Source organism: Sphingomonas sp. LC-1 (genome assembly GCF_025371035.1).
GTDB lineage: Bacteria > Pseudomonadota > Alphaproteobacteria > Sphingomonadales > Sphingomonadaceae > Sphingomonas > Sphingomonas sanguinis_E.
Map to the genome: position 1 here is coordinate 15,636 of NZ_JANZXB010000020.1, position 16,134 is coordinate 31,769.

The 16,134-nt window shown below is 60.1% G+C and carries 11 protein-coding genes and 1 pseudogene; 10 read left to right on the forward strand and 2 right to left on the reverse strand.

Features of this window, described 5'->3' with window-relative positions; all coding sequences use genetic code 11:
- The first annotated feature begins 72 nt into the window (after window positions 1–72).
- The 8 genes from NZL82_RS18635 (at window position 73) to NZL82_RS18670 (ending at window position 10,975) form a co-directional block, all read left to right on the forward strand.
- Window positions 73–1,815 (forward strand): hypothetical protein, encoded by a 1,743-nt coding sequence (locus NZL82_RS18635; protein ID WP_261271215.1) that lies wholly within the window; start codon window positions 73–75, stop codon window positions 1,813–1,815.
- Window positions 1,816–1,964: 149 nt separating this feature from the next.
- Entirely contained in the window at window positions 1,965–3,254 is a 1,290-nt protein-coding gene (locus NZL82_RS18640) for an O-antigen ligase (protein WP_261271216.1), read from the forward strand.
- Window positions 3,255–3,425: 171 nt separating this feature from the next.
- Window positions 3,426–4,028, forward strand: a complete 603-nt coding sequence (locus tag NZL82_RS18645) for a polysaccharide biosynthesis/export family protein (protein ID WP_261271217.1) — start codon at window positions 3,426–3,428, stop codon at window positions 4,026–4,028.
- Between the two features lie 19 nt (window positions 4,029–4,047).
- The gene (locus NZL82_RS18650; RefSeq protein WP_261271226.1) at window positions 4,048–6,210 is read left to right on the forward strand and encodes a polysaccharide biosynthesis tyrosine autokinase; all 2,163 of its coding nucleotides are present in this window, start codon (window positions 4,048–4,050) and stop codon (window positions 6,208–6,210) included.
- A complete protein-coding gene (locus NZL82_RS18655; RefSeq protein ID WP_261271218.1) occupies window positions 6,207–7,400 on the forward strand; it encodes a hypothetical protein in 1,194 nt (397 codons plus the stop codon). Before NZL82_RS18650 ends, NZL82_RS18655 begins: the two co-directional genes overlap by 4 nt.
- Window positions 7,397–8,569, forward strand: a complete 1,173-nt coding sequence (locus NZL82_RS18660) for a glycosyltransferase (RefSeq protein ID WP_261271219.1) — start codon at window positions 7,397–7,399, stop codon at window positions 8,567–8,569. The genes NZL82_RS18655 and NZL82_RS18660 overlap by 4 nt, the downstream gene beginning before the upstream one ends.
- A 7-nt stretch (window positions 8,570–8,576) precedes the next feature.
- On the forward strand, window positions 8,577–9,884 hold the full coding sequence (locus NZL82_RS18665) for a hypothetical protein (RefSeq protein ID WP_261271220.1): 1,308 nt from the start codon (window positions 8,577–8,579) through the stop codon (window positions 9,882–9,884).
- Window positions 9,881–10,975, forward strand: coding sequence for a glycosyltransferase family 1 protein (locus NZL82_RS18670; RefSeq protein WP_261271221.1), 1,095 nt, complete (start codon window positions 9,881–9,883; stop codon window positions 10,973–10,975). Before NZL82_RS18665 ends, NZL82_RS18670 begins: the two co-directional genes overlap by 4 nt.
- Here NZL82_RS18670 and NZL82_RS18675 read toward each other — a convergent pair.
- Window positions 10,950–12,344: a sugar transferase gene (locus NZL82_RS18675; protein WP_261271222.1), complete on the reverse strand. Its 1,395-nt coding sequence runs from the start codon at window positions 12,342–12,344 to the stop codon at window positions 10,950–10,952. The genes NZL82_RS18670 and NZL82_RS18675 overlap by 26 nt on opposite strands.
- A 1,000-nt stretch (window positions 12,345–13,344) precedes the next feature.
- On the opposite strand from NZL82_RS18675, the pseudogene NZL82_RS19880 reads away from it, so the two are divergent.
- Window positions 13,345–13,635 (forward strand): annotated as a pseudogene (locus NZL82_RS19880) (sugar transferase); the annotation flags it as partial.
- Here the strand turns inward: NZL82_RS19880 and NZL82_RS19885 are convergent.
- Window positions 13,537–14,073, reverse strand: coding sequence for a transposase (locus NZL82_RS19885; RefSeq protein WP_405051394.1), 537 nt, complete (start codon window positions 14,071–14,073; stop codon window positions 13,537–13,539). The pseudogene NZL82_RS19880 and the gene NZL82_RS19885 overlap by 99 nt on opposite strands.
- Window positions 14,074–14,435: 362 nt before the next feature.
- On the opposite strand from NZL82_RS19885, the gene NZL82_RS18685 reads away from it, so the two are divergent.
- Window positions 14,436–15,866 (forward strand): ISNCY family transposase, encoded by a 1,431-nt coding sequence (locus tag NZL82_RS18685; protein WP_261271224.1) that lies wholly within the window; start codon window positions 14,436–14,438, stop codon window positions 15,864–15,866.
- Window positions 15,867–16,134: the final 268 nt, after the last annotated feature.

The window sequence follows — 16,134 nt, forward strand, 5'->3', positions numbered from 1 at the left end:
ACTTGCAACGGGCGCGGCTGCCAAGGGTGCAATGCGGGTCGCCCGGCCGCAGCATAAACGTTATGGAGTCGCATGGCCTCCGAAAACAGCATCAAGCCGAGTCGTCGTGCGATCCTGGGATCAGCGGGAGGATTGCTCGCCGTGCCACTGGTCGCCGACCATCCCGCGCACGGAACGGCGTCCGCCCCTAGGGCAAAGCCGTTGGCGTCCTTCGCCGAACTGGCCGCATCGCAAGGGGCCGACGGCGTCGGGACGAAGCGGGGCAGTCTGGGTTCGGTGACCGACATGCTCGCCCTGGATGCCCGAGCCCATGGCGTGATCGGCGATGGTCATGCCGATGATACCAAAGCCGTCCGGGCCCTGCTGGATGCGTGTGCCAGGCAGGGCGGCCGGATTGCCTATTTCGGGCAGTTGACCGTCCGCATCACGGGGCCGCTGGTCAGCCGCGGGGTGGGCATCGTCTTCGACACGGCCAGTTACGGAGGCGAGGGCGCGCCGGGTTTCATCGCCTCTGGAACGGGATACACCGTGCTGACGGTGTCGGGCAGTGTCCCCGATTTCTGCTTGACGATCACGGGCGAGGGGCGTGCAGATATCGAGGACAGCGGCCGGATAGCCGGTGACCGTCGTGCCCGGATAAACGGCATCGATTTCGGCACCAACGATGCTCCGTTCGCCATGGCGAACGTCCGATGGGTCCGCGTTCACAATCTGGCCGGCTACGGAATCCGCCATACCCAGTGCTGGGATTGCACGTTTCTTTCCGTCAGCGTCGAGCGATGCGGTCGCGAAGGCGTATATGCCTTCGAGGTGGTGGGCGATGCGCGGCGGAGCTGCAACGAGACGACCTGGGTTCGGCTTCATGTCGAGCAGTCGATCGGTGGAGCGATCCGCATCGATCCCGGTACGCTGTCCTGCACCTTTTCGAAAATCCACAGCGAGCGAGCGATCCCATCCGGCTCCATGCCGACATGGCTGTTCGGGGGATCCTGCATCTATGATTCCGCACGGCTGACGGCATTGGACCCGGCCCATGCCAGCGTGTCGATCATCGGCAATCAGATGGATGTGCGGAATTTGCGGGCCGAGGGTGAAATCCGCGTCATCGTCAATGCCAGTGGCGGGACGATCACATTTCACAACCCCGGCGCGGTCCTGCAGCCTGCCCCCAATCAGAACGGTATCGTCAACATCGTCGGCGGGGTGATATCGCTGTGCGCCCTGGGGGCCGGCTGGAACCTGATCGGCTGTCAGATCGGCCGGTTGGAGGTCGGTTTCATGTCGCCCGGGCAATGGTCGACCCTGACGGGATGCGCGGTCGGTGAACTCGTGCCCCAGGATGGCGTCGACCAGGGGGAGCTCGTCCTGAACGCCACCCGTGTCGCATCGGCGACCATCGCCGCTGGCGGCCGACTACGCGCGCTCCATCTGACCAACAACAGCCGGCTGACCGCAAAGGATGGAATGCTGGTCTGTCGGGACCAGTTTCTCGGCGTGGATACTTCCTCCCGGATCGAGGGGAATGTGTCGCTCCGTCGCGCAAGCCTGCGGCTTGCGGGGGTGATAGCGGGACAGCTGGGCGTCGATGGCGCGGTGCATGACGCACGGGCCGAGGATACGGCCATTGTCGAAAAAGGCGTGACGGGCTGGGGCTCACCGACCATAGCGGGGACGCAAGGAGCCTGGAGCGTCAATCTGATGGCTAATGTCGAAGCGCCGATGAAGCCGAGGCCCGGCGGTGGCCGTCAAGCGATCATGGGATGGCGTTACGTCGCTCATGCCTGGCGGCCGGTTCGAATCGAGATCGAGGAATGAACGTGAAGGCAATATCCGCAAGATCGTCCGGCCGCCGAAGTTCAAAGGGGCGCAGACTTCCTCGTGGCCGTCATGGGTTGGTGCGTCTGAAGGGGGTATTTCACGGGGTTCGGACGGCAGAAGGTCTTTCCGGCGCGACGATCGTCGCCATGATTGCGATTGCGGTCATGATGATCCTGGGCGGCCCGATACCTGGCATGGTCGTGACGATCCTCATCGGATTGGCAGGTCTCGGCCTGCTGGCGGCGCTTCCTTTCGCCAATGGGGGCGCTGGCGTGAAGGAGCAGCCCTTGTTGCTCCGGTGCGGTCTGCTCGGCCTAGCGATCTTGCCGCTGCTTCAGCTGGTGCCGTTGCCGCCATCGATATGGCATGCCCTTCCGGGCCAGGAATTGCGGATCGAAACCCTGTCGCTCGTCGGGCTGGCCGATAGCTGGCAACCTCTCAGTCTTACCCCGGCCTATACGGCGGGCGCGGCGGTGATCGGCATCGGCTTCGTTGCCCTGATCATGTTGCTCTTGGCGCTGCCCGAACGGGCCATCCGGCGTATCGCCTGGTTCGTCATGGCCATTGTCGCCGCCAATATCGTCATCGGATTGTTTCAGGTCGCATCGGGCGGGCGTATCCTGCAATTCTACGATGCGTCGGATCACGGCGCGCTGATCGGCTTTTACGCCAACAAGAACCATGCCGCGATGGTGTTGGCGGCCTCCATGCCGATCATGGCGTATCTGCTGGGCAACCGCGCCCATCCCGAAGGGACACGGACGTGGCTCGGTCTCTATATCGGCATCATCCTGGTTGCCATCGTCACCACCAACAGTCGTGCAGGCATCGGGCTCGGCCTGCTGACCGCCCTGTTGCTCGGCATATGCTACATTCGCGCGGTAAAGCCCATATATGTCGTGGGAATTGCGGCGTTCGGCATCATCGCATTGCTGTTCGTCAGCCAAAGCCACGCCTTCGAACAGCTCTTCACCCGGTTCAATGCGGTCGACGATGATCTTCGTTGGCAGTTTTTGTGGAGCAGCAAGCCGCTTATCGACACATATTGGATATATGGATCCGGGATCGGCAGCTTCAGCACCCTGTACGCGGCGCATGAAAGCCTGTCCCTGGTCAAGCCCACGATCGTGAACCAGCTTCACAACGATTATGTCCAGATCGTCATGGAAACCGGCTTGATCGGAACTTTCGTCCTGCTGGTTCTGCTGGCGGGACTGATCTGGCGGGGGGTGTCGATATGGCGTCTGAGTGTTCGGGAACGACGGCTGCCCGTCTTTTTCGGAGTGCTGATGTTGGCGGTCGTCGCACTTCACAGCGGGGTGGACTATCCCCTCCGCCGCCCCGCCGTGCTCCCGATCCTTGCCTTGGCGGTCATATTGGTTATACGCGGCGACTTATCAGCTTCGACGGGTCTCATGCGTCGCAAGCGGGCCTGACGGTCGGTGGTGCTGATTTCGTTCGGCTCGATGGACGCAGCGGGTTCACGTTTTTCTCCTCCAAGGGAATATCGAGTGATTCTCAGGTGCGTTTTGGCGGTCAGCGCAGCCGTCTTGCTTTCATCCTGTGCGGCTCATTCGGACCTTCCGAGTGGGGCATCCGCCTTTCCTGTGGCGCAGTCCGCTCCACCTGCCCCGCAGCCTTCCGAACTGCAAGAGTATCAGATCGGGCCAAGCGACATCCTGATGGTGTCGGTCTTCAACGAGCCGGGGCTGACATTCGAAAAGCTGCCCGTATCGAGCGGCGGTACGATCGCGATGCCGCTGATCGGGACGCTGCCCGCCTCGGGCAAGACCGCCAGCCAGCTGGCCAGCGAGATCGATGCACGGCTGAACGCCCGGTATCTGCGCAATGCCAAGACGGCCGTGTCGGTCGTGGCGGCGACCAACTATACGGTCACCGTCGACGGTGCCGTGACCAAGCCGGGTATCTATGACATTCCCGGAGAGCTCATGCTGTCGCAGGCTCTGGCCTTGGCTGGCGGTGGTTCGCAATTTGCCAAGATGAACGAAATCGTCGTCTTTCGGGACATCAACGGCCAGCGTTACGCCGCGCGCTTCGACATGAATGACATTCGCGCCGGACGGGCGCCTGATTTCAAGTTGCGGCAGCGTGATACGGTCGTCGTTGGGTTCAATTACGCCGCAGCGTTCTTCCGCAATATCGTCAGTACGCTGCCCAGTGCCGCGGCCCTTTTCGTCGCTCTGCGCTAATTTCGACAGGCTTTCTGAGATGAAGACCAATACAGCCCCTGACGCTGGCTTCGAAATTCCGCCAGAGACACGTGCCGCGAACGGAACCAAGGCCTTCAGCATAAGGGAGGTCTGGGCCGGGATTTATCGGTCCCGCGTCTGGATCGCCCTTATCATGGCGGCCTGCATCGGCGTTGCCGTCGCCTATTCGTTGCTGGCGACCAAGCTCTACAAGAGCGAGGTGTCGATCGAGGTTCGACAGGAAGCCGAAAAGGTCCTGGGAACCGAAGCAGATCGTGAAGGCGCCGCTTCGAAAAACGATGCGGAGCGGTTCCTTCAGACCCAGCTCGAAATCATCAAGAGCCGAGGCGTAGCGGCGACCGTCGCGGAAAATCTCGGACTGTATCGCGGGGATGCCTTTCTCGAGGCGATGAAGATCCGCCCCGCCGAAGGAGGCACTCCCAACCAGTCCCTTCAGCAGATCCACCGCGAGCAGGTCGAGCAGGCGCTGATCGCGCATGTCGATGTGGAATATTCCGGCAACACCCGGATCGCCGACCTGACTTTCGTCAGCCCCGATCCTCGTTTGTCGGCAAAGGTGGCCAACGCCTATGCGGATGCGTTCATCCGCAACAACCTGTCGCGCAAATTTGACAGCTCGGCCTACGCGCTGGACTTCCTGCGTAATCAGTTGGGGGAGGCGCAACAGAGGCTGGAACGTGCGGAGCGTCTGGCGCTGGGCTATGCGCGTCGTCTTCGCCTCGTCGATCCGAGCAATGCGGCAGGCGGCACCGCCGGTGCGCCCCAGTCGTTGTTGTCGGCTCAGCTGGTTCAGCTGAACCAGGCCTATTCCAATGCCGTCGCCGACCGCATTGCCGCCGAGCAGAAATGGGAGCGGACCCGCCGTCTGCCGGATCTCAAAATTCCTGAGGTCCTGCAGAACCCGGCCGTGCAATCGCTGCTCCAGCAGCGCGCCCAGGTTGCGGCGGTCTATCGCCAGCAGCTCAGCACGCGGCAGGCTGATTATCCCACCGTCCAGGAGGCCGCGGCTCAGGGACGCGAATATGATCGCCAGATCGCCACGATCGCAGGGAACGTTCGCGATACGGTCAAGGGGCAATATGACGTCGCCTTGAGCCGCGAGCGGACGCTGGCCAATCAGATCGATAGCCTGAAAACCACGACTCTCGACGAGCAGAGCAAGGGCATTCAGCTGTCCATCCTTCGCCGTGAGGCGGATACGAGCCGCCAGCAATATGACTCGCTGCTGCGTCGGTACAATGCGCTCAACGCCGAAGCCGGCGTGCAGACCAACAATCTGAGCATCGTCGATGCGGCGCAGATCAGCGAAGCGCCGTCCTGGCCCAAGCTGCCCCTGATCCTGGCACTGGCCATTTTCGTGGGCATGCTTCTGTCCTTCGTCTGTGTGGTGTTGCGTGAACAGTTGTTCGACGCGGTGCGCATTCCCGACGACGTCACCGAACGGCTGCGCTTGCCCTTGCTGGGAAGCGTGCCGGACGCCGACGATATCGAGCAGGAGATCGCCGATCCGAAATCGGCCGTTAGCGAGGCCTTCAACAGCGTGCGTACTGCCTTAGCGCTTGCCGAAGGCGGGATGCCCAAGACGGTCTTGTTCACGTCCAGCCAAGCCGGTGAAGGCAAGTCCTCCTCGTGCCATGCCTTGGCCCTCAGCCTGGCGCGGCTGGGCCGCACCGTCCTCATCGTCGATGCCGACCTTCGCCGTCCCAATGCGCATCGCCTGTTTGGCGCCAAGAACCAAAATGGCCTTAGTGCCGTGCTGGCCGGGCTGGTCCCTATCGACCAGGCCATCCAGGCGCCGCGCGGTGATGGTATCTATCTGCTTCCGGCGGGCGATATTCCGCCCAACCCCTCCGAGCTGGTCAACAGCCCGCTTTTCATGAAGCTGATTGATGAGCAGACGACACGGTACGACGTCGTGTTGATCGACTCCGCGCCTGTGCTGGGTATCGCGGATGCGATCATCCTTTCCAGCGAAGTCGAGGCGACCGTGTTTGTCATCGAGGCCGGCCGGAACTCCATCCGTGGCGCGACCAATGCTCTGGCTCGTCTGCGTCGCGGTCATGGCAATCTGGCCGGGGCGCTTCTGACGAAATATGATCCGGGTCGCCTGGGCTATGGCTATGGCCATGACTATTCATATGAGTATCGGTACGAGTCATGACGATGAAGGACAGGGATGTGTCGATAGTTCGACGATCGATTCTTTCGCTCGTGCTTGCGGCATCCCTGATCGTGGCACTTGTCTATTATGTCAGCATGACCGGGCAGGTCACACTTCTGTCCATGGGTAAGGACGCCAATCTCATTGGCGTCCAGCAGCAAAAGCGGCCCGAGGGAGCATCCGCGCTCCAATATGTGTCTGCGCTTGCCGCGGATCCCTTGAGCCAACAGGCCGTGAACGGCGTCATCGCCGCGCAGATGCGCGCGACCGGGGATACCCGGCAGGCGATGCAGCAGATCCTGTTGCTGCGACAGCTTGGCTGGCGCAACAACAGCGCCTTGCAGAACATGCTGTGGCGCGCGGGGACGGTTGGCGATCTGCCCATGATGATGGATACGCTGGACGCTCTGCTGCGTCGTGAGAAGTTGCTGGGCCAGATCTATCCCATTCTCAACCTGATGACGACGGACGCATCGTTCCGGGCGCTCCTGATCCAAAGGCTGAAGAACAGGCCGTCCTGGAGCAAATATTATTTTCAGTCGGCATCGGATCTGAGCCGACCGGCCGAAATCGAAGGCCGCTTTCTGGTCATGCGCAGCGTGCAGCGTACGGGTGGCCAGCTGAGTCGCAACGAGATCGCCCCGATCCTGCCCAAGCTCATCGGGATGGGCGCAGCCCCGCAGGCCTTTGAGCTCTGGCAGGCGCAGGACGGCGCCGTCATGCGCCCGCTCGACGACGCTAATTTTCTCAAGGCGTCACGTCCGACACAGACCGATGCCTTGCCGATCCCGTTCGAGTGGCAACTGGGTAGCGGAAGCGGTTATTTCACCGATGCCGGCCGTGACGAACATGGTACGTTTCTGAGTATCGACTGGAATGGCCGGGGAGCGCCGGCACTGGCCAGCCAGCTTACGAGTGCCACGCCTGGACGTTATCGTATCATTGTCGTGGCGGATCATCCTGCGACGCAAATGGGGGATCGACTGGGTTTTCGCTTTGCCTGTGCCAACGGAACGGTCGTCAATTTCACGGCCGTCAAGCCTTCGACGCGCAACCAGGTCCAGTTTGTGAGCAATGGGCCGCTGACGTGCAGCTATCCCGAATTGCAGATCTACGGACTGGTCCAGAACGGATCGTCCGCAACGTCGGTTATTATGCGTTCCATCAAACTCGAGCGGATCAACTCGTGACCACCAGCCCGGCCACAATGTCGGCCTCTTTTCCTGCTTCTCTTCGAACACCGCGCCGTGTGGCCTTGGTCCATTATTGGCTGGTCAACATGAGAGGCGGCGAGCGCGTGCTCGAGGAGTTATGCGAGATGTTCCCGGAGGCGGACATCTACACGCATGTGGTCGATCAGGCGAAGCTTTCCCAAAAACTTCTGCGGCATCGCATTGTCACGACATTCATCGGAAAGCTGCCGCGCGCCGTTCGGTGGTATCAGAAATACCTGCCGCTTATGCCGTTGGCATTGGAGGGGCTCGATCTTTCCGATTATGATCTGGTGATCTGCAGTGAAGCCGGTCCGGCCAAGGGCGTCGTCGTGCGACCTGATGCGGTGCAGATCGTATATTGTCATTCGCCGATGCGCTACATCTGGGACAAGTATCATTTTTATCGGAATTCGGCTGGTCGGGTAACGAAACTGTTCATGCCCCTCCTGGCCCATTATCTTCGGCTGTGGGATACAACATCCGCCGTGCGGGTCGATGGTTTCGTCGCCAATTCCGGTTTTGTGGCCAAGCGTTTGATGAAGGCCTATGGCCGTTCGGCAGATATCGTTCATCCGCCGATTGATGTCGATGCGTTCATGCCGGGATCCTTGCTGGCCCCAGAAGAATTCTATCTGTGGTGCGGCGAATTGGTGGGTTACAAGCGGCCGGACCTCGCAATAGATGCATTTACCGAACTGGGCCTCCCTCTGGTCGTGATCGGGGGCGGAGAGGAACTGGACCGTCTCAAGCAACGCGCAGGCACGAATGTGACGTTCCTGGGCAAAGCATCGTTCGACATGCTGCGCGATCACATGGCGCGATGCCGGGCGCTGATCTTTCCGGGCGAGGAAGACTTCGGCATGGTTCCGGTCGAGGTACAGGCATCGGGGCGTCCCGTCATAGCGCTTGCTCGGGGAGGAGCATTGGAGACCGTCGTGCCGGGCGTGACCGGGCTTTTGTACGACGAGGACAGCAAGGACGGTCTTTTGAATGCGGTGCGCACATTCGAGGCATCCGCAATGCCCGGCAAATGTCGAACAGCCTGTATCGCCAACGCCCGTCGCTTTGATCGCCAAGCCTTCACGGCAGGGATGGTGAAGGCCCTTGCCAAACACGGCATCGCAGTACCCGTCAAAACGGTTTGAATCCTGTATGCTTCCTACTCTCGCAGCTTTGATTGCCTTTTTGTCCGGTTTCACGGACGTGAGGATCGGCGACATTCAAAGTGTGGAATTTGCGATCGTGATTGCCCTGGCGCTTTCTTTTTTGCAGCCGCAACAGCAGGCGCGGATTGAAGGCCCGGCAGTCATCATCCAGCTATTGCCACGCATGCTGGTGATGCTCGCCCTCATCGCTTGCGGTTCTTTTCTGTCACTGCGCCTGCAATTTTATCCGCCAAGCAACATCAGCATCATCAAAACCCCCCCGTTTGCGACCATCGCGCGATTGGTCGAGGTCGTGATATCGGTGTCGTCCCTGTTCATCGTCGCGCTCGGAATTCGCAACAATCCCCGGCAATTCAAATTGGTGCTGGCGGCTTATGGTTGGGCGGCATTGGCGAATGCCGGTTGGGGAATTGCAGCATTCGGTCTTCATTTCGCCGGGCTGGATGTCCCGGGCATAACGCTAGGCGGGCGTCTGCCGCGCATTGCTGGCTTCTTCAATGAAGGGGGGCCGCTCGGCGTCTATTTGGCGGGTGGTGCCCTGATACAATATATTCGTGGCCCCGTTCTGCATTATATCTCCCGGCGCAGCTTCTGGATCAGTATCGCGGTCATATCCCTGGCGATCGTCGGTTCTCAATCCAAGGCCGCGGTATTGGTAATCCTGCTGCTGACCTCCTTCGGCTTTCTGCAGCAGAGGCGAGCGAGTTTGATCCTGGTAGCACTCGCATTGGTTCTTCCGATCGCGATCGCCAGCAATCTCGTCGAGGGCATCAACGGATATTACTCCAATCTCGTCAACTTTCGTGCAGAGGCTTACGAAAGGTCGACGGACGGCAACCTCGTCAACGGGCGCCTCATGGCATCTGTGATCTTACCGCGTATCGTCGAGGCCCATCCGTTTCTCGGAGTAGGGATCGGAAATTATAGTCTTGTTAGAAACGATCCTAACATTCTTCTTGGCTTGCCAAGAACTGAGCTTTGGGACCTTCACGGTCTCGGCCTGCTGGGATATCTGGCAGAGTTGGGTATTCCGCTTACCCTGTTTGTATTGTATATGTATGCTTATCCCGTGATACAGGCGATGAAATCCAGGGCATGGATATTTTTGATAAGTTGTTATCCGCTTCTCGCGGCGCTGTTTGGCGTTCAGCTTAACTTTGCATATCCCTGGGTTGTCATGGGATTGGCGCTCGGCGCGATATCGATCGAACGAAGTCACAAGGCTTCACTGGCCGAGTTCCAACCTCCCGCCGAAGTTGTTCGTCGAAAGATCCGGCGGAGCGCCATATCGTGAAAGCCACGTCTGTCCTCATCGATGCACGCCTTCCTTGGGGATCCGGAATTGGGCGATATGTGCGCAACATCGTTCCGGTCATCACAAGCCGGTTACCGGAGATCACCTTCACGATATTGGTGATGCCCCAGGACGGGGATTTGGCCCGAACCATCGTAGCGTCGCACGGCAATTGCCTCGTGTTGGAGACGGCGATCCGCCCCTTCTCCCTTGCCGAGCAGACCCAGTTGCCTTCACTGGCGCAAGATTATGATCTGACCTGGTTTACGAATTACTGGGTGCCGATGCGTTGGGCGGGGCGATTTGTTGTAACCGTCCACGACCTGATCCATCTTGACGCTCGATTTCCCGCATCGTCCATCAAACGCTTCGCCGCTCGGCAGACGTTCGGCAAGATAGGCCGAGACGCCGAGCATGTCGTCTTTGTCAGTCGGTTCAGCCAGCGGGTTTTTGAAGAGCAGGTCGGCACCCCCAAGGCCGCCACGGTGGTACATCACGGTATCGATCATCTGGCGACTACCGACACCGGACAAAGCGATCGCAAGCCTTTCGCCCTCATGGTCGCGGCCGCAAAAGAGCATAAGAACTTGGATATGCTCGTCAGGGCCTGGACCCGGGCGCGGATCGAGGGCTGGGAGCTGACATTGGTCACCCCGGCTGACGATCTTCGGTCCTCGATCCGTCTAGAGGATCATTGCAACCTGAATGTCCGGCGAGGGATTGCCGATGCCGAGCTGGCACATCTGTATGCCACCGCAGGCTTCGTCGTCGTTCCGTCCCGCTACGAAGGGTTCGGTCTACCTCTGCTGGAGGCGATGCGCGCTGGCGCCCCCGTCATTTCCTCGACTGCGGATGCCTTGGTCGAGGTGGCTGCCGGCGCCCTCATTCCTTTCGTCCATCCGAACGATCATGACGGCTGGGTAGGCGCTCTGCGGGACATGGCGGGACGTTGCGGGCCATCGACGCCGTGGCAGGCAGAGCTCTCTCGCCATAACCGTGAAATCGCAGACTCTTTTACATGGCGCCAATCCGCGAAGGCGACGGCGAATATCATCGCCAGCGCCCTCAATAAGCGTTCGTGTGACGGATAACCTTCACCGTCTGCAATATGATCCGAAGGTCGTTGCTCAACGACCAGTTGGCGACATATTCGAGGTCCGCCTGTAGCCTGTTCGTCAGATCCTCGACATGATGGGTGTTGCCGCGAAAGCCCCGGACCTGGGCGAGCCCCGTCATTCCCGGCTTGATGACGTGTCGCTGGCGATAACGAGTATCGACATCCCAATATAAGATGTTGGCAGCCTTTGCCGACAGGGCATGGGGCCTAGGGCCGACGATGCTCATTTCGCCCTTTAGGACGTTCAACAGCTGGGGAAGTTCGTCGATCGAAGTGCGGCGAATGAAATCGCCCGACTTCGTAACGCGCACATCGTTGATCTGCGTAAGTTTGGCGCCATGTTCATCGGACTGGTGATTATACATGCTCCTGAACTTAAATATCCGAAATATACGATTGTCGCATCCGATGCGTTCCTGGCGAAAGAAGACAGGTCCCGGACTCTCTAAACGGATGATGATCGCGATGATGATAAACAACGGAAACAAGATGAACAGGGCGGCAAGGGAGAAGATCAGGTCGAATGCACGCTTGGCGATACGGGCAGACAGCGTCATGGGCCCGTAATTGATCACGAACGTGGACCGATCACCCAGGCGGCGCATGTTGATGGCACCGATCTGATCATGGACGTCGGTCAGAATTTCGCCGTCGACGGAGAGGTTGCGCAGAACGGGAGCCCATATCGGAGCCCGATCAGCCTCGCAGGCCACGATCATGCGGTCGGCATGAGCGATCCTTTCATATAGCCGGTGATATGCTCTTGGGTCATTGGTCGATGGATCAAAACCCAGATCGGCGCTCGATATGACGATCTCATGAGATTGGGGAGAATAGTCAACCGAGTCGCAAATGATGATCGTGGTGTGAGCCGAGCCGCCCAGCATGTTCGATATCATCGGTTGCAGGATTCGACGACTGAGGATCAAAAGTACGAAAGATCCCAGGAAGCCTATGACGAAAACGCCTCTCGAGAACGAAGCGCTGGACTTGAGCATATAGGCAATCAGGAGAATAATTGCCCCCGATATCAGGAGTGCCCTGGCTGATCGATGGGATCCAAGTCTGGGATTATCCAATGTTGCGGCACCATATGTCCCATTGGTGCCAGCCTGAATCATGAAGAGTGGCAGAATGGCGCCCAGCATGATGAAGCCATGTTCAATCTGCGTTGGCGCCTGAATGTTGACCAGCTGGTTTGCTGCAACGAACGATACCACAATAGATATTACGTCGCTGATAAGCAGCACGAGGTAACAGCGAAGGCGTATGACCCTCTTATCTCGTGTGGAGGCAATTTGAGAGTTGCCGACTTTGTTGGTACGAAACGTTTCGATATTCATATTGCATTTCGATTGCGATAAATCGTTTTGACGTTTAGCCGTTTTCGCTCAAAGCGTCGAGGTGATAAAGGCCCGATGCGATGAGCGAGCTGGTACGACCGGCGGTAAAAGGTGCGCTTTGCAGACAGGCTATCATCCTGTCGGCCGAACCCGATCGGCAATGGCGAAGACGCCGACGTCTTGCCGGCGGTCGAGCGCATTACCTTTTCGTCTGCGCGAATCCGCCCGGAGAGTGTTCGGGAACCTTGAACCGACGATGCCTGGGATGCGAGCCGTGGCGGCCGTCCCAATACGGCTCCGGGCCTTCCACGAATACCGTATCTGTCGCTTGATAGCATCGGCCTATTCGGATAGGCGGCGTGCCTCGAAATCACAGGCGTAAGTTTTTGGCTGTCATGCTCAACAAGTTTGCGGAGTGGTGGGGGATGTGACGGCCCATGCTGATTAACCGTGACCATGGACGTTCGGCACAGACCAATCAGTCGGGCATTAAACTCTTTATGCCTTTGATCATCGTTGCGTTGACGGCATATTTTGTTCCCCTGCTGGCGCCGGTTTTCATGACCGGCACATTGACCGTCAAGCTGGCCAGTACCCAAAATTCTCAGATCACATCCCTTTGCGCGGCGGTTGCCGCCCTGCTTCTCTTTCGCCGGGTAACGCTGTATCCAGGTACGCGGGCGTTCGGGTACATCCTGCCGTCGTTTTCCACGACGTTCGGGGTCGCCGTCACGCTGCTGCTCGTGCTGCGGATCAATTATAGCGGGTCGATGCTGATCACGAGCTATCTGGCGACGGTCGGTGCGACATTCCTCCTGGGTTATTTCGACCAACGCGGCGCGCCGACACGCATGTACTATGTGCCGACGGGCAATACGGGCATCGTGGGCGATACGCCACCGGTCGAATGGATTCGAATGACCGACCCATTCTTCCTGAGGATCCTGGTGCGTCCATCGTCGCGGACCTCCGGTCACACCATCAGCCGGAATGGGAGCGGATGCTGGCCCAGGCGGCTTTGGCTGGCGTACCGGTCTATCACACCAAGCAATTGCGCGAATTGCTCACCGGTCGCGTCCAGATCGAGCATTTGTCGGAAAACAGTTTCGGCTCGCTGGTGCTCACGCTTGGGTATCGAAGTGTCAAACGCGCCATCGACATCGCGGCCAGTATCGTTGTCCTGCCCCTGATCCTACCCCTGCTGCTTGTGGTGGCACTGATCGTGCGCATGAGTTCGCCGGGGCCTATCCTGTTTCGCCAGCGCCGCATGGGGTATCGTGGTATCCCGTTCGACATGCTGAAGCTCCGCACGATGGTGGAGCGCAATGTTGACCAACTGTCTGCGGCGACGCAGGAAATCGGCCAGGCGCGAACGGGCCGGGCTGAGCGGGATGGTGGCTGGCAGGTCGAGCGCCGCGCCCATCTGCGCGAGCACGCGGGCATCGACGCGGTCAGTCTTGGCCAGCGTGCCGGTGGCTCTGGCGAACTCGCGGGCCTGACGTGGATTGACGCGCGAGAAGGGATGGCCGCGTGTCGCCAGCGCGGCGATCAACTCGCCGTCGCAGCCGCTGGTGGCCTCGAAGACAAGGCGGATGTCGTGGTCGAGCGTGTCGAGCCAAACGGCGATGGCATCGGATGTATTGGCGATCTGCCCGATCCGGCCTGAGGGCAGTTCGCAAATGTCGATGACGGCACGCGAAAGGTCGCAGCCGATAACGGCTTGTGGCATGGTATAGGCTCCTGTCCATGTCGTGCGGGATCAGCAGTCCCAAGCAACTGTTCAGGGTTGTGACCAACGCGGAAGGGACCCTTGCTCCCTATCGGGCTCCAGACCCTCGGGGGGGGCGGGCTCCCTTCCGCAACACCTTCATACCAGCATGATATCAGACAGGGGGGCGTTGGCGACCACCCGATATGTAGTCGATCAGGTTAATATTTAACATAACCATTATTATCGAACTAGCATTTGCTACTAAGGCTGTAAGCGCCAGATACAAATGACACCATCCTGCTAGATAGAAACGGCACTGCCGGTCCTGTCGGCGGGTCGTCGGTGTCATAGCCTTCCTCGGCAACGAGGACGCTCATGGTATGACGGTGCTGACGATGAGTGCTGCAGAGATCACCCGGTTCGACACGCTCATGCGGCTCGACCGCGGCGAGATCCGGATCGCGGATGCGATGGAGCTGCTGGGCCTCCAGCGGCGGCAAATCTACCGGCTGCTCGGCCGTCTTCGGCAGGAAGGCGCTGCGGGCCTCGTGTCGCGCAAGCGCGGGCGGCCGAGCAACCGGCGCTTCAGCGATGCCTTCCGCGCCGAGGTGGTCGCGCTGGTGCGAGAAAACTATGCCGACTTCGGGCCGACGCTCGCGCGCGAGTACCTTGCCGAGCGGCATGGCCTGGGCCTCTCGTGCGAGACGCTGCGGCAGATCATGATGGAAGCCGGCCTTTGGAAGGACCGCGCCGCCAGGCGCCCTCGCCCCTATCAGCCCCGCTATCGGCGCGACTGTCGCGGCGAGCTGGTCCAGGTCGACGGCTCGAAGCATTGGTGGTTCGAGGACCGCGGCCCGCAATGCACGCTCCTGGTATTCATCGACGACGCCACGAGCGAACTGATGCACCTCGAGATGGTCGAGAGCGAAAGCACCTTCTCCTACATGCGCGCGACGCGGACGTATCTCGAACGGCACGGCAAGCCGGTCGCCTTCTACACGGACAAGCACAGCGCCTTCCGTAACAACACGGCCTCGGCGAACGGCGACGGGATGACTCATCTTGGGCGTGCGCTGGACCGCCTGAACATCGACCTGATCTGCGCAAACTCGCCTCAGGCGAAGGGCCGCGTCGAGCGCGCCAACGCGACGCTGCAGGATCGCCTCGTCAAGGCGATGCGGCTTCACCGCATTGACACCATCGACCAAGCCAACGCCTTCCTCCCCTCCTATATGGCGCAGCACAACCAGCGGTTCGCCAAGGCGCCCTTCGACCCGCGCGATCTGCATCGGCCGCTGGCCATCCACGAGAACCTTGAAGCGGAGATGGTATGGCGCGAGAAGCGCACCGTCACCGGCGCCCTCACCCTCCACTACAACAAGGCGATGTTCATTCTGGAGCCGACCCCGGTCGCTCAGGGGCTCGCGCGCAAGAAGGTCGACGTGTGCGAGTACCCGGACGGACGGCTCGAGATCCAGCACGAGGGAGAGGCCCTGCCCTATCGGATCTTCGACAAGATGCGCAGGGTGAACCAGGCGCCGGTGATCGACAACAAGCACCTCGACGCGGCGCTGGCGCTTGCACACGCCATCCAGCAGGTGCAGCCGCACCACGCCAAGCGCAACAACCACGAGCCCGCGCGTACCGCTCAGCCCGGCGGGATGTTCAAGGCCCCCTCGCCCGTTCCCCCTGGGCCGAAGCTGGACCGCCGCAAACTGGGCAATCAGCGCCTGAAGCGGGGCGCTCGCCTCTCCAACGACGAACTCGTCGCGCGCGGCCTGGGCGAGTATGTCCGCCAACAGACGGGATAACCGAAGGCTGTGCCTGCCGGCGTCTCGAAAACGATCGGATAGCGGGATGGCTTCGGCCGTCCTGAATGGCGTAATATGGGACTTCTCAGCCGTTGCACCGCCCCCATCGCCGAGAGACACGTTGATGGGGGTACCCATCTTGGCCCAGTCGGCCCGAAGCTGCGATTTTGGCCATGTTGAAGAACAAAGATTGAACATGGCGATCTACCAGGCTCGCTCTTGTCCTCCAATCTCGTAAACATCGGTCTCGATCGAGCACCTGTAGCTC

Excerpts from the sequence above, each read along its gene's own strand:
- NZL82_RS18635 (WP_261271215.1), top strand. The coding sequence starts at position 73 with ATGGCCTCCGAAAACAGCATCAAGCCGAGTCGTCGTGCGATCCTGGGA.
- NZL82_RS18640 (WP_261271216.1), top strand. The coding sequence starts at position 1,965 with ATGATTGCGATTGCGGTCATGATGATCCTGGGCGGCCCGATACCTGGC.
- NZL82_RS18650 (WP_261271226.1), top strand. The coding sequence starts at position 4,048 with ATGAAGACCAATACAGCCCCTGACGCTGGCTTCGAAATTCCGCCAGAG.
- NZL82_RS18655 (WP_261271218.1), top strand. The coding sequence starts at position 6,207 with ATGACGATGAAGGACAGGGATGTGTCGATAGTTCGACGATCGATTCTT.
- NZL82_RS18665 (WP_261271220.1), top strand. The coding sequence starts at position 8,577 with ATGCTTCCTACTCTCGCAGCTTTGATTGCCTTTTTGTCCGGTTTCACG.
- NZL82_RS18675 (WP_261271222.1), bottom strand. The coding sequence starts at position 12,344 with ATGAATATCGAAACGTTTCGTACCAACAAAGTCGGCAACTCTCAAATT.
- NZL82_RS19885 (WP_405051394.1), bottom strand. The coding sequence starts at position 14,073 with ATGCCACAAGCCGTTATCGGCTGCGACCTTTCGCGTGCCGTCATCGAC.
- NZL82_RS18685 (WP_261271224.1), top strand. The coding sequence starts at position 14,436 with ATGACGGTGCTGACGATGAGTGCTGCAGAGATCACCCGGTTCGACACG.